The sequence below is a fragment of the Paraburkholderia sp. BR10937 genome (assembly GCF_040965695.1).
Taxonomy (GTDB): Bacteria; Pseudomonadota; Gammaproteobacteria; order Burkholderiales; family Burkholderiaceae; genus Paraburkholderia.
Genome location: NZ_JBFRCL010000042.1, coordinates 43,273 through 55,739 on the forward strand (window position 1 = coordinate 43,273; position 12,467 = coordinate 55,739).

Below are 12,467 nucleotides of genomic sequence, written 5' to 3' on the forward strand. Positions count from 1 at the left end.
TTTCACGATGTCCACCGTGCTTTCCCGCTCCTTAGTTACCGTCGTGGCACAGCGTGCGGCGCTCGTGGTCCTGCTACTGGCAGTCTGGTCGCTGGCCGCGCGGCACATGCCGGCCTTCGTCATGCCGGGCCCGCAGAAGGTTGCGCTGGCGCTCGTCGCACTGGTTCGCTCGCCTTCGTTCTTCAGCGATCTGGGCGCCACACTGTACCGCGTGCTGGCAGGCTTCGCGCTCGCGGCGCTGGTTGGCGCGCCGCTTGGCGTCGCGCTCGGCGCGAGTCCGCGTGCGGCGCGTTTTTTCGAGCCGCTGCTCTCCATCGTGAACACGGTGTCCTCGGCCATCTGGGCCGTGTTCGCGATCATCTGGTTCGGCATCTCGAACGCGACGACCGTGTTCGTGGTCTTCATGACCGCCATGCCGCTGATCCTGACCAACGTTTGGCAGGGCGCGTTGACAGTGGAGGCGCAGCACGTCGAACTCGCGCGTAGCTTCCATTTTTCGCCCGCGCAGATCATGCGCAAGATTTATCTGCCGACCATCCTGCCGCACTTCTTTGCCGGCGCGAGGCTCGCATTCGGTTTCGGCTGGCGCGTGTCGCTCGTGGCCGAGACGATTGGTTCATCCAACGGGATCGGCTACCGGCTGCGCCAGGCGGCGGACCTCGTGCAGACCGACCAGGTGTTTGCCTGGACCGTCACGCTCGTCGTGCTCATGCTGCTGCTCGAAGCGGGCATTCTGAAACCACTCGAAAGGCGCCTGTTTCGCTGGAAACGCGCGGCCTGAATCCATAGCCAATGGGTATAGAAAATGCAAACGATCAGGACTCTTAAGCGGGCCGTCAAGATGGCCCTGGTTGCCGCGGCCACGGCGGGCGCGGTGCAGGCGGCGCACGCCGATACGGTGCGCATCGGCTACTGGACGAGCGGCGTGAGTCTCGGCTTCGGTGCGGTGCTCGAAGCAAAGCCTTTCCTTGAGCAACGCGGCCTCGACGTGCAGTTCGTGCATTTCGCCGACGTGAACGCGCCGAACCGGGCGCTGGCGGCTAACGCCATCGACTTCGCATTCGCCGCGCCGGCCGCCGCCGTGTTCAGCTCGGCCGCCCAGGGGGCACCGCTGCGCATCGTGCTCGCGACCCAGCCTGCGGACGTGGCGTTCGTCGCGCCCGACGATTCGCCGATCCACGCGCTGGCCGACCTGCGCGGCAAGAAGGTTGGCATGTCGCCGCCGGGCAGTTCGGTGGCTTCGATCGCGACCGCCGTGCTGCAAGGGAACTACGGCATTCGCAGCGCGGACTTCTCCATCGTGCCCGGCAACGAAGGGCGCCTCGCGCAGTTTCTCGTGCAGAAGCAGGTCGACGCCGCGGCGCTGCGCACGATCACGGTCGCGCAGTTGAAGGACCTGAAAGTGCGCCAGCTCGGCTCGTTCGGCGACGAGTGGAAGAAGCTCACGAAGAGCGACGCCGTGCCGTATATCGGCGTGAGCGCGGTGCGTGCCGACTGGCTCACGCAGCATCCCGGCGACGCGGCGAAGCTCATAGCGGGCTTGCGCGATGCGCTGCAATGGGGCGCAACGCATCACAACGAGGTCTCGGCGATCCTGCAAAAGAGCGCCAACCTGCCGGCCGCCGATGCGGACGCCTACGCGGCGCGCTGGGCGGAGATCAACCGCGTGACGTTCGAGCCTTCGGACATCGCGACCTTGCAGCGCGAACACAAGATTTTCGTGGATGGCGGCGTGATCGAGGGCGAGTTGCCCGCGGGCCTGTTCGATAGCGCGCCTTACGCCGCGTCGCGATCCATTCACTGAACCTTCACCTTTACTTGATTTCATTCGGAGTTCGATACATGGCAGTTTCCCTCCCATCCACGATGAAAGCGCTCGTGCTGCGCGAACACGGCGATCTGGACCAGCTCGAAGTGGTGAGCAACAAACCGGTGCCCCAGGCGGCGGCCGGTGGCGTGGTGATTCGCGTGCGCGCCTCGTCCTTCAACTATCACGACGTGTTCACCGTGAAGGGCATGCCGGGCATCAAGGTGCCGCTGCCCGTTGTGATTGGCCTCGACATGGCGGGCGAGATCGTCGCGCTGGGCGATGGCGTCGACGACTGGAAGGTGGGCGACCGCGTGCTCGTCAATCCGCTGAACCGCGAAAAAGGCCTGATGGGCGAGATGCTCGACGGCGGCATGGCTCAGTATTGCGCGGTCGCCGCCGAGCAACTCATTGCGCTGCCCGAATCCGTGAGCTTCGAGGCGGCCTCGGCATTGCCGGTTGCCTACGGCACGGCGCACCGCATGCTCATCACGCACGAAACGGTGAAGGCGGGCGACCGCGTGCTGATTCTCGGCGCGAGCGGCGGCGTGGGCACGGCTTCACTGCTGCTTGCGAAACAGCTTGGCGCGGAGGTGATCGCCTGCGCGGGCAGCGACGAAAAAGCGGCGCAACTGAAGGCGCTCGGGGCCGACCATGTCGTCAACTATCGCACGACCGACTTCTCGAAGTGGGCGATCGGGCAGTACGGCAAGCCGCAGCGGCGCAGCCAGGAAGGTGGCGTGGATGTGCTCGTGAACTTCACGGGCGGCGACACATGGGTGCCCTCGCTCAAGTGCGTCAAGCGCGGCGGCACGGTGCTCGTGTGCGGCGCGACGGCGGGCCACGACCCGAAGGAAGACCTGCGCTACATCTGGAGCTTCGAGTTGAAGGTGATCGGCTCGAACAGTTTCTACGACGACAACCTGCGCGCGCTGCTCGACCAGATTGCACGCGGCGAACTTGTACCCGCCATCGACCGCGTGCTGCCACTCGATCAGGCCGCCGAAGGCTTGCGGCTGATCCGCGATCGCGAGGTGCTGGGCAAGGTCGTCGTCAATCCGTAACCGAGGCATGGGAGAACAAATATGAGTCTGGAAGCAAGCACGTCCGCGTTGCCGGCTGCGGCGGAAGTTGAGGCGCGTCTGCGCCGCGGTCCTTATCACGAATGGCTCGGGCTGAAGGTGGTGGCCGTTGCCGAAGGCGAGATCGAACTGACCGCGCAATGGCGCGAGGAATGGGTCGTGAACGCTGAAAAGCGCTACACGCATGGCGGCATTCTCGCGGCGCTGGTCGATCTTGCCGCCGACTGGGCGCTCGTCTCGAAGACGGGGCGCGGCGTGCCGACCATCGATTTGCGCGTCGATTATCACCGCGCGGCGCTGCCCGGCGATTTGCGCGTGAAGGGCAAGGTGATCCGTTTCGGTTCGCAGTTCGCAACAGCCGAAGCGCAGGTGTTCGACGCCGACGGCAAGCTCGTCGCAAGCGGCCGAGGCACTTATTCGACAGCAGCCGCGCAGCCGGCGCGCCCGTGATGCTGACACTCGACCATCTCGTCATCAACTCGCGCTTCGAGACCGACGCCGCCGAAGCGCTGTTTCGCGCGCTGGGCTTCACGGTGACGCCGCGCGGCTACCACACGCTCGGCTCGATCAATCACGCGATCGTGTTCGACGGCCACTACCTGGAGTTGATCGGGCTGCCCGCCGACGGCTCGGCCTCGCGGCCGGAGATCGCGGCGAGCCCGCTCGGCGCGGACGGCCTCGTCTATCGCACCGACGATCCGCAGCGCACGTTCGACGATCTGCGCGCCGCCGGTTTTGAAGCAACGCCGCCGCAGCATTTCTCGCGGCCGGTGGAAGGGCTGGGCGACGCGCGTTTCGTGACCGTGCGCCTCGCGCCGGGTCAGTTGCCGGGTGGGCGCGTGTATTTTTGCCAGCATCTGACGCCCGAGTTCGTGTTCCGCGAGGCGTGGCGCGATCATGCGAACGGGAGCTATGCGCTAGCGGCGCTCCATCTCGTCGACGTGGAAAGGGAAGGCTACGGGCGGCTTGGCGATCCTGCGCCCGGTTTCGACCTCGTCTTTCACAGCCGGGTGGCGTTCGACGCGTATTTCGGCGCGCTGGCCGCGCACGTCCCCTCTGGCGCGGCACGTTACGGCGCGATCACGATCCGTTCGCCGCAATGGCGCGCAATCGGTGAGCTTGCAACGAAAGCGCGGTTGCCGTTCGTCGTGGAGGCGGCGCGTAGCGTCGCGGCGCTGCCGGGCTTCGATACCTTGCTGGAGTTCGTGCCATGAGCGAGCCGCTGAATCTGGGCGACCTGATCGATCACGCCGCCGATCCCGGCGAGCTTGCGCTCATCGAACTCGACGAGGCAGGGGTGCCGGTGCATTACACCTATGGCGAACTGGGTGCGCTGGCGGCCAACGTTGCCGCAGCGCTCGCTGCGCGCTACCGGCGCGGCGAACGTGTAGCGGTGCTGGCCGCGAACTCGGCGCATTACGTGGCGACGGTGCTGGGCATCATGCGGGCGGGTCTCGTCGCCGTGCCCGTCAACTTTCGTTTTCCGCGCGGGCTCATTGCCGATGTGATCGCGGACAGCGGTGCGCGGCTCGTGTTCTGCGACGCAAAGCGTGTGGCCGATGTTCCGCCCGGCCTCGAAGCCATCGTGTTCGATGCGCGGTCAACGACTCCGGCGGCGAGCCTGCCGGACAACGCCACGCTGTTTTCGTCGTTCGTCGCGAGCGAGCGCCCAACGCGTTTCGACGTCTTCGTCCCGCAAGCCGACGAGGCCGCGCTCATTCTCTACACCTCGGGTTCGACGGGGCGGCCGAAGGGCGTGGTGCTTTCGCATCGCAGCCATCTGTGGGTCGTGCGCACGCGGCTGCAATCACAGCCGCTCGCGGGCGAGCGCGTGCTGATCGCCGCGCCGCTCTTTCACATGAACGCGCTCGCGCTGGCGTTTCTCGCGCTCTCCGCGCGTGCGACGACGGTGATGCTGCCGCAGTTCGACGCGAAGCACTACATCCGCGCGATTGCGGGCTGGCGTTGCACGTGGCTCACGGCGGTGCCGCCCATGATCGCGATGATGCTGCAAGAGCGTGAACTGCTGGCGCAAAGCGATCTTTCCTCTGTGCGCTACGTGCGGATGGGCTCCGCGCCCGTAAGCGCCGCGCTCCAGGAGCAGATCCGCGCGCTGCTGCCGAACGCGCGCGTCATCAACGCATACGGCACGACGGAGGGCGGCCCGGTGGTGTTCGGTCAGCATCCGCAGGGCTTGCCGCCGCCGCCGCTCTCGGTCGGCGCCGCGCACCCGCTGGTGGCGTTGCGGCTCATCGACGAAACCGGGGCGGAGTCCGACCACGGCGAGTTGCTGCTGCGCAGCCCCGCGCTGATGAACGGCTACCACAACCGCCCGGAACTGCGCGCATCGCTCACCTCCGACGGCTACTACCGCACGGGCGATGTCTTCCAGCGCGACGCTCAAGGCTTTTATACCTTCATGGGCCGCCGTGACGACATGTTCGTCTGCGGTGGCGAGAACATCTACCCGGGCGAAGTCGAGCGCGTGCTCGAGCGCCACCCCGCCGTCGCACAGGCTTGCGTCGTTCCGGTACCCGACGAGATCAAGGGCGAAAAGCCTGTGGCGTTCATCGTGCTCAAGGCCGGTGCGCAGGCCGACGAGGAGACGCTCAAGCGCCACGCGCTGGAGCAGGCCCCGGCGTTCCAGCATCCGCGCCGGGTGTGGTTCGTGGAAACCGTGCCGGTTGCCTCGACGAACAAGATCGACCGCGCCGCGCTCAAGGCCGTGGCGGCGCGCCGCCTCGCCGCCGTGGCGGCCTCTCACACGGAACAGTGACTTCATGAAAACACGACGTATTGTTGCCGCCTGGCTCGCCGTTGCCGGCACGTCGCTGCTCGTGCTCGCCGCGAGCGACGCGCACGCGCTCGACACCGTGACGGTCGGCCTCGCGATTCCACCCTCCGTCCATGACGGCGCGCCTTATGCGGCCGCCGACAAGCTCGGCCTCTTCAGGAACGAAGGGCTCGACGTGAAGCTCGTCGTGTTCCAGGGCGCGGGTGCGCTCATTCCGCAGGTGGCGAGCAAGCGCATCACGTTCGGCTACCCGACCGCGGAGCCGCTGCTGTCGAGCTACCTGAACGGCGGCACACCCCCGCCGGTGCGCTACTTCTACAACGGGGTGCCTGCCAACACGATGGAATTCGCGGTGCTCGCGAGTTCGCCGGTAACGACGCTCGCCGACTTCAAGGACAAGAAGATCGGTGTCGGCGCGCTCACGTGGGGCACGATTCCGGGCGGCCGCGCGGCGCTGCGCGAGGCCGGGCTCGAGCCGGGCAAGAATGTCGATTACGTTGCCGTCGGTTCGCTCGGCGCAGGATTTCACGCGCTGAAGACGGGCGCTGTCGATGCGCTCAACTTCAACAGCAGTTGGGACGACATGCTCGAACTCTCGGGCACGCGGATCCGCCGCATCCGCTACCCGGCCGTGTTCGACGCAACGGCGGGCAACGGCTTCATTGCCCATCGCGATACATTCGCCGAGCGGCCGGACCTGATCGCGCGCTTCGGCCGCGCTTATACGGAAGCGCAAATCGTCTGCGACGCGAATCCCGCGTACTGCGTGAAGGCGTTCTGGGAGGAGCATCCCGAATCGAAGCCGCAGGGCGACGAGGCGCAGAACCTGCGCGTGGCCGAAGAACTGCTGAAGCGCCGGCTGGACCGCGTGCTGCGCACCGCCGACGGCAAGCCGCGCCAGCCAGGCGCGTATGACCTGCCGGCCGTGCGCGCGAACCTCGCGCAGATGCAGCATGTGGGCGAATTCGCGCAGGGCAATGTGCCGCTCGATCAACTGTTCTCGAACCAGTTCGTAGCCGACTTCAGCCACTTCGACGAGGCCGCGCTGCGCGAACGCGCCCGGCAACTGCCATGAGCGCGCGCATTGAGGTGACGCCGCGCGTCGCGCTGATCGACGTGGCGCGACGCATCGTGCTCGCGGGCTTCGGCCCGCATGCGCAGGTGGAGTTGACCGCGCGGCTCGCCATGCCCGACGGCAGCGAGTGGGTCAGCACGAACCGCTTCACGGCCGACGTAAACGGCCGCGTCGACCTGAGCGAGGCAGCGCCCGTGTCGGGCGATTACGCGGGCAGCGGCGTGCAGGCGATGGGCATCGTCTGGTCGATGCAGTGCGTGAGCCAGCCAACGCGGCCCGAAAGCATCGAGCCCCTCACTATCCAGCTGGAGGCACGCGACACGGCAGGTGCGAGCGCCACGGCGGACTTCGTGCAGCAGTATCTGGCCGAAGGCGTCACACGTCGCGAGATTCGCGAGGCGGGCGTAGTGGGCACGCTGTTCACGCCGGCAACGCCTGGGCCGCATCCGGCTGTGGTCGTGCTGAACGGCTCGGGCGGCGGCATCAACGAGCCGCGTGCGGCGCTCTATGCCGCGCACGGCTACGCCGCGCTCGCTCTCGGCTATTTCAACGCGCCGGGTTTGCCCAGCGCGATCTCGCGCACGCCGCTCGAATACTTCGCGGCCGCGCTCGACTGGCTGCGCGCAAGCGTGCAGCCCGAGAACGGCTTCGTGGCCGTGGCGGGGCAGTCGCGCGGCGGCGAGCTGGCCTTGCTGCTGGCGGCAACGTGGCCTGAGCGTGTCTCGGCCGTGATCGGCTATGTGCCCAGCGCCGTGCTGCACGGCACGCTGCGCGCGGGCGCGCCGGGCGAGCCGCCGGATGCGGTGGCGTGGACGCTCGATGGGCGGCCGCTCGCGCATGTCTGGGAAGACAACGCGCAGGCGGACTGGTCCGCATTCCGGCATCCTCCCACGCCAGGCGCACCGGTGCGCCAGGCGCCGGCCTTCGAATCCGCGCTACGCGACGCCGCAGCCGTGGCGCGTGCGCGGATTCCTGTGGAGCGCATTGCGGGGCCCATCCTGCTCATTTCGGGCACCGACGACGGCTTCTGGCCATCGTCGCGCTACGCCGACACGATTACCGCGGACCTGCGCGCACGCGGCTTCGCGCACCCTGTCGAGCATTTGCGCTACGAAGGCGCGGGCCATTCGATCCTGTTCCCGCATACGCCGACCACGCAGATCGCGCGCGTTCACCCGGTTGCGGGCGTGCCGATCACGGCGGGCGGCACGCCGGCGGCGAATGCCCGCGCAAACGAGGCATCGTGGTCGAGCGTATTGCAGTTTCTCGACGCCGCGAGGCGCACGCGATGACGGCCAGCGCCTTTCAGGCCGAGGGCGTCTCGGTCCGCTACCGCACGCGCACGGGCGCCATCGACGCGCTGCTCGATGTCGACCTGCGTATAGCGGAGGGCGAGTTCGTCGCGCTGCTGGGGCCTTCCGGCTGTGGCAAGTCCACGCTGCTGAAAGTGGCGGCCGCCCTGATCGCGCCGACGTCAGGGCGTGCGAGCGTGGGCGGCGCGCCGCTGGCGAAGCCGTGCCGCCAGGTGGGCGTGGCGTTCCAGAAGCCGAACCTGCTGCCGTGGCGCAACGTGCTCGACAACGTGCTGTTGCCCGCGCACACACTGGGTTTGGCGATGGAGAGTGCGCGGGGAAGGGCGGCCGAACTGTTGAAGCTCGTCGGCCTCGATGCTTTCGCGCACAACTATCCCGCCGAGCTTTCGGGCGGCATGCAGCAGCGCGTGGGCATCGCCCGCATGCTGCTACACGATCCCGAACTCCTGCTGATGGATGAACCGTTTGCCGCGCTCGACGCGCTCACGCGCGAGCGGCTCACGCTGGAGTTGCAGCGCATCTGGCTCGCGCAGCGCAAGTCGGTGCTGTTCATCACGCACAGTATTCCCGAAGCGGTTTTTCTGGCTGACCGCGTGCTCGTCATGTCGGCGCGGCCGGGCCGCATCGTCGACGAACTGGCCGTGCCGCTCGCGCGCCCGCGCGATGCGGATACGCTCAGTTCGGCGGCATTCGTCGAGGCGTGCGCGTATTTGCGGAGGCATTTCCAATGAAGGCGCTACGAACCCGCGGCGGGTTGCCCGCTGTGTGCTACCCGCTCGCGAGCCTTGCGGCGGCCGTGGCCTGCTGGCAGGCCATCGTGGTGGGCTGGTCGATCCCCGACTATGTACTGCCCGCGCCAGCAGAAGTCTGGAAGGCGCTCGCTACGGGCTTCGCGGACGGCACGCTCTGGCCGCACATCGGCGCGACGCTGGGCGAGACCCTGCTCGGCTATGCAATCGGCAGCGTGCTCGCCGTCGTGACCGGCGCGGTGCTGGCGGAATCGCGCGTGTTCGAGCGCTTCGTGTTTCCGCTGCTGGCTGGTTTGCAGGCCATGCCGAAGGTTGCGCTCGGGCCGATCATACTGGTCTGGTGCGGTTACGGCAGTGCCTCGAAAGTGGTCCTCGTCGTGCTGGTCTGCTTTTTTCCGCTGTTCGTGAATACCGTGAACGGCCTGAAACGCGCCGATCCCGACCTGCTCGATGCCTGCCGCGCGTTTTCGGCGTCGCGCGCCTTTTTGTTCTTTCATGTGAAGCTGCCTTGCGCCGCGCCCGAGATTTTCAGTGGCCTGCAGATCGGCGTGTCGCTCGCGCTGATTGGCGCGGTGGTGGGCGAGTTTCTCTCTTCGCAGCGCGGGCTCGGCTATCTGATCAGCTCGGCTTCGGTAAACATGAGCGTCGCGACGATGTTCGCGGGCGTGGTGCTGCTGGCCGTGATAGGCGTGAGCGGCGCGCAGTGCGTGCGCGCCGTGCAGCGCCACGTGGTGTTCTGGGAACGCAGTGACGGCGACGCGCGCGGCTGAATAGAGTGATCGTCGACGCAAAGCGCGGGTTCGTCATGGCTATATGAGCGCCGCGGTTAAGCAAGGCTTTTGCTGGGGGAGATTCCTGGCCGCGGATACAAGCCACGGGGCGCGCTCACCGGGCCTGGAAGGCACGGTCGACCAAGTGGCTCGAATCGGTGACAATCTCCGGGACAACGCAAAAATCCGTCCAACGCGAATGATTACAGATATCAGAGACAGTGCCGCCGAACCTGTCTGGATGCCGTTGGCGATTGCCGAATGTGGCGTCAGACGTTTTCCGGTCGGCGAAACCAATCCACGGATAGTCGAATATAACGACCAGACAAACCTCGTTGGCTACGACGACAAGATCTCCTGGTGTTCCTCATTTATTAACTGGTGCCTGGCAGGTGCAGGAGTTCGGGGGACGCGATCAGCCTTGGCTCGGTCCTGGCTTGATTGGGGCGTCGCCCTTGATGGCCCGGTCTATGGCTGCGTGACTGTGTTGATGCGCGACGATCCGACAAGCTGGAAGGGACATGTAGGCTTCTACCTTCGCCACGACGAAGCGTTCATTTATCTCCTTGGTGGAAACCAGTTGGATGAGGTTCGCGAGCTAGCTTATCCGGTTGCCTCGGTGCTCGGCTATAGGTGGCCAGAGCCTTCCTGATGGTTCCATGCTCGTCGACGAAAAACCGCTTTGGGTCGATGCCTGTGTGCCTTGTGGGTCGGCTGTTGCCGACCGCCGCGGGCGGATGTATTGCCCGTCAAGAGCCCGAAGTGGCAGAGCGATTGCTATCCAACTTCGCTTGCCGATCTCTGGCGCCGGCCAGTGACCGTGGACGACACACAAGCGCTGCCGTGCATCAATTGTGGCTGTCCGTCACCGCGTCGGGATGAGACGTTCGCGCGCGAAATTCCAGAGATCATCAGCTCTCGATGTTTTCGCTCGACTAGATAGCGAGTCACGGCAGATAAGGGGTTCACGCGCGATACTACCGGAAATCGGTTCACGTTTCTTGTGGGCAACCAGTAGATTTCGCGGCTCATGAACTAAGGTTTGCAGTCGCATTCTCAATCACGACCCGATTCAGTTCCGCCAGGGCCGGTGGAGTGTCGCGACGTCCGGCGTGCAGACAGAGCTCCACGGTCGGCAACGGTGGAAGACCGTCTTTTTCGCCGAGTTTTCTCAGCGACGATGACACGCCGGCCGACGTTCTCAATGTGATGCCTAAACCTGCCGCTACCCCGGACCAAAGGCTCTGAAGACTGGCCGTGGTATAGGCCAATCTCCAGGAGATACTTGCGTTCTCAAGCGCCGCAATACCGGCGCGGCGGAAGAAGCAAGGTGGATTGTATAAGGCCAGGTCCAACGGAAGTCCGGGCCTGAGGACGGCCCCCACACTCACTCTAGCGATAATTTAATTTAACATAAATATAATCAGCGAAGTTTTTATACGCAATCCTAACCGAATGATCCACCGCAGTACTACGATTACTGGACCCTGATGCATTTTGCGATGATCAGGCGGCCCCGCGGACTAAGAGATCATCGCTACGACACGGGGCGTGGGCGGAATCAAGGGCGTGGATCAACCACCAAAAATGCGTGAAGGCAGGGACAGACGTCAAAAGGCCAGCGGCCAGCTCGAGATACATAAACGCTAGGATGGCACCACCTACCACGCGAAAGGCGACCAACGGCCATCCGGTCTGTTTAAGGGTACGTTGCATGGACGTCCGTTTCCCTCTATGTGGCAGCAATTTTTATTGCTGTCGGCAACGTCGCAACGATCACTTCATGATGAGACCGCAGTTGAGGGTTTCCATGGCGGATCATGCTTTGCAAGTAGGCAAGTCTCATATGGTCTTCGATAAGCTGATACGGCTCTAGAAACGGCAGATTCGCCTCCCTCGGGTGGCCGTACCGCCCCGCGTCGCGCGCGACGATCATCGGCGCCGGAGTCGTCCCGGTGGTTAACATGGCGCGCCCCAGCCATGTCGTGCGCCTCGCTTTCCCCTCAAAGAGGTCATCGCCCCAGAATCGGAGTGTTTCCGGCCAGCTGCCCACGTGGCTGATCGTCAGGATTTCGCTGGAACTCATCTGCTTTAGTTCGTATGCCCACTCGAGCGGCCGAAGCGGAAGCCACCATTGAAAATCCCGCCAATGACGGTAGATCCAAGTCTCAACGACGCTAGGTGGCACATGGCTGTATTCGGCAGGCCAGCGTTCGAAATACGTCTCGAACGGCTCGACGTCGGATTCGCCGTGACAAATTGGTTCAGGTATTCGCGCTTTGTCCATCACTTGCGATTTTTTCTACGTACTATCCGTTCGTGTTAGCGCGGACGGATCGGCTTAGCGCGTCCTGCCACAATGACGGCATGTGCAATAGCCGGCACCGATATCGTTCAGAACGATCTGGTAATGATGCCCCTCTTCCCATTCGTGCATCCCGATCACGCAGGCCAGGCGTCTCAAACAGGTTTTCAACACGTTGTTCTCCGTTTCGCTGATCCTCTTACCAACTATCGGCAGTGCCGGTCGCTCACTTTATCGTTCAATACGCCCATGCTTGACCAGGCGCGACTTGATCGCCCCGGTGGTGCGACCGTGCGCGGCGGCCAGCTCTTTGACATCGGCCCCGGCGTCGAAACTCTCCAGCAGTCTGTGATCCTCTTCCGGGGGCCAGGATGTGCCTGCTTTCGCCGCTCTCTTCTCGCGTGGCGCTGCGTTGCCCGTCAGCTCTCCGAGTGCCTGCGCGGCCGCAAACAGCGCGCGGATGACGTCCGGCTGGTTGAATGGACTCTGCCCGGACAGGACCTCGCCCGTAAGCGGATCGATGCCGTCCGCGAGGGTGCGGATGATCGGGAGGGCTTCTTGAGGAGACATCG

Annotated in this window: 13 protein-coding genes and 1 pseudogene; 11 read left to right on the plus strand and 3 right to left on the minus strand. The window is 65.1% G+C overall.

Annotation, left to right across the window (positions count from 1 at the left end):
• Nucleotides 1-16 precede the first annotated feature (16 nt).
• The 11 genes from AB4Y44_RS29075 (at nt 17) to AB4Y44_RS29125 (ending at nt 10,242) form a co-directional block, all read left to right on the plus strand.
• Complete coding sequence (locus tag AB4Y44_RS29075) at nt 17-781, plus strand: ABC transporter permease (protein ID WP_368701533.1); 765 nt, start codon at nt 17-19, stop codon at nt 779-781.
• 60 nt (nt 782-841) lie between these two features.
• Nucleotides 842-1,804 (plus strand): ABC transporter substrate-binding protein, encoded by a 963-nt coding sequence (locus AB4Y44_RS29080; protein WP_368701534.1) that lies wholly within the window; start codon nt 842-844, stop codon nt 1,802-1,804.
• A 62-nt stretch (nt 1,805-1,866) separates the two neighbouring features.
• A complete protein-coding gene (locus AB4Y44_RS29085; protein WP_368701551.1) occupies nt 1,867-2,871 on the plus strand; it encodes a zinc-binding dehydrogenase in 1,005 nt (334 codons plus the stop codon).
• Between the two features lie 21 nt (nt 2,872-2,892).
• Nucleotides 2,893-3,339 carry a PaaI family thioesterase gene (locus AB4Y44_RS29090; RefSeq protein ID WP_368701535.1) on the plus strand — a complete coding sequence of 149 codons (447 nt, stop codon included), beginning with the start codon at nt 2,893-2,895 and terminating at the stop codon, nt 3,337-3,339.
• The gene (locus tag AB4Y44_RS29095) at nt 3,339-4,103 is read left to right on the plus strand and encodes a VOC family protein (protein ID WP_368701536.1); all 765 of its coding nucleotides are present in this window, start codon (nt 3,339-3,341) and stop codon (nt 4,101-4,103) included. Before AB4Y44_RS29090 ends, AB4Y44_RS29095 begins: the two co-directional genes overlap by 1 nt.
• A complete protein-coding gene (locus tag AB4Y44_RS29100) occupies nt 4,100-5,665 on the plus strand; it encodes an AMP-binding protein (protein ID WP_368701537.1) in 1,566 nt (521 codons plus the stop codon). Before AB4Y44_RS29095 ends, AB4Y44_RS29100 begins: the two co-directional genes overlap by 4 nt.
• Before the next feature lie 4 nt (nt 5,666-5,669).
• The gene (locus AB4Y44_RS29105; protein WP_342919948.1) at nt 5,670-6,758 is read left to right on the plus strand and encodes an ABC transporter substrate-binding protein; all 1,089 of its coding nucleotides are present in this window, start codon (nt 5,670-5,672) and stop codon (nt 6,756-6,758) included.
• Nucleotides 6,755-8,050 (plus strand): acyl-CoA thioesterase/bile acid-CoA:amino acid N-acyltransferase family protein, encoded by a 1,296-nt coding sequence (locus AB4Y44_RS29110; protein ID WP_368701538.1) that lies wholly within the window; start codon nt 6,755-6,757, stop codon nt 8,048-8,050. Before AB4Y44_RS29105 ends, AB4Y44_RS29110 begins: the two co-directional genes overlap by 4 nt.
• Complete coding sequence (locus AB4Y44_RS29115) at nt 8,047-8,802, plus strand: ABC transporter ATP-binding protein (RefSeq protein WP_342919950.1); 756 nt, start codon at nt 8,047-8,049, stop codon at nt 8,800-8,802. The genes AB4Y44_RS29110 and AB4Y44_RS29115 overlap by 4 nt, the downstream gene beginning before the upstream one ends.
• Nucleotides 8,799-9,590 carry an ABC transporter permease gene (locus tag AB4Y44_RS29120; RefSeq protein ID WP_342919951.1) on the plus strand — a complete coding sequence of 264 codons (792 nt, stop codon included), beginning with the start codon at nt 8,799-8,801 and terminating at the stop codon, nt 9,588-9,590. The genes AB4Y44_RS29115 and AB4Y44_RS29120 overlap by 4 nt, the downstream gene beginning before the upstream one ends.
• Before the next feature lie 199 nt (nt 9,591-9,789).
• Nucleotides 9,790-10,242 carry a TIGR02594 family protein gene (locus AB4Y44_RS29125; protein ID WP_342919952.1) on the plus strand — a complete coding sequence of 151 codons (453 nt, stop codon included), beginning with the start codon at nt 9,790-9,792 and terminating at the stop codon, nt 10,240-10,242.
• A 376-nt stretch (nt 10,243-10,618) separates the two neighbouring features.
• On the opposite strand, the pseudogene AB4Y44_RS29130 reads toward AB4Y44_RS29125, so the two are convergent.
• The 3 genes and pseudogenes from AB4Y44_RS29130 to AB4Y44_RS29140 all read right to left on the minus strand — a co-directional run.
• Nucleotides 10,619-10,948 (minus strand): annotated as a pseudogene (locus tag AB4Y44_RS29130) (LysR substrate-binding domain-containing protein); the annotation flags it as partial.
• 374 nt (nt 10,949-11,322) lie between these two features.
• Nucleotides 11,323-11,880 (minus strand): hypothetical protein, encoded by a 558-nt coding sequence (locus tag AB4Y44_RS29135; protein WP_368701539.1) that lies wholly within the window; start codon nt 11,878-11,880, stop codon nt 11,323-11,325.
• A gap of 246 nt (nt 11,881-12,126) precedes the next feature.
• Nucleotides 12,127-12,465: a hypothetical protein gene (locus tag AB4Y44_RS29140; protein ID WP_368701540.1), complete on the minus strand. Its 339-nt coding sequence runs from the start codon at nt 12,463-12,465 to the stop codon at nt 12,127-12,129.
• Between the last annotated feature and the right edge of the window lie 2 nt (nt 12,466-12,467).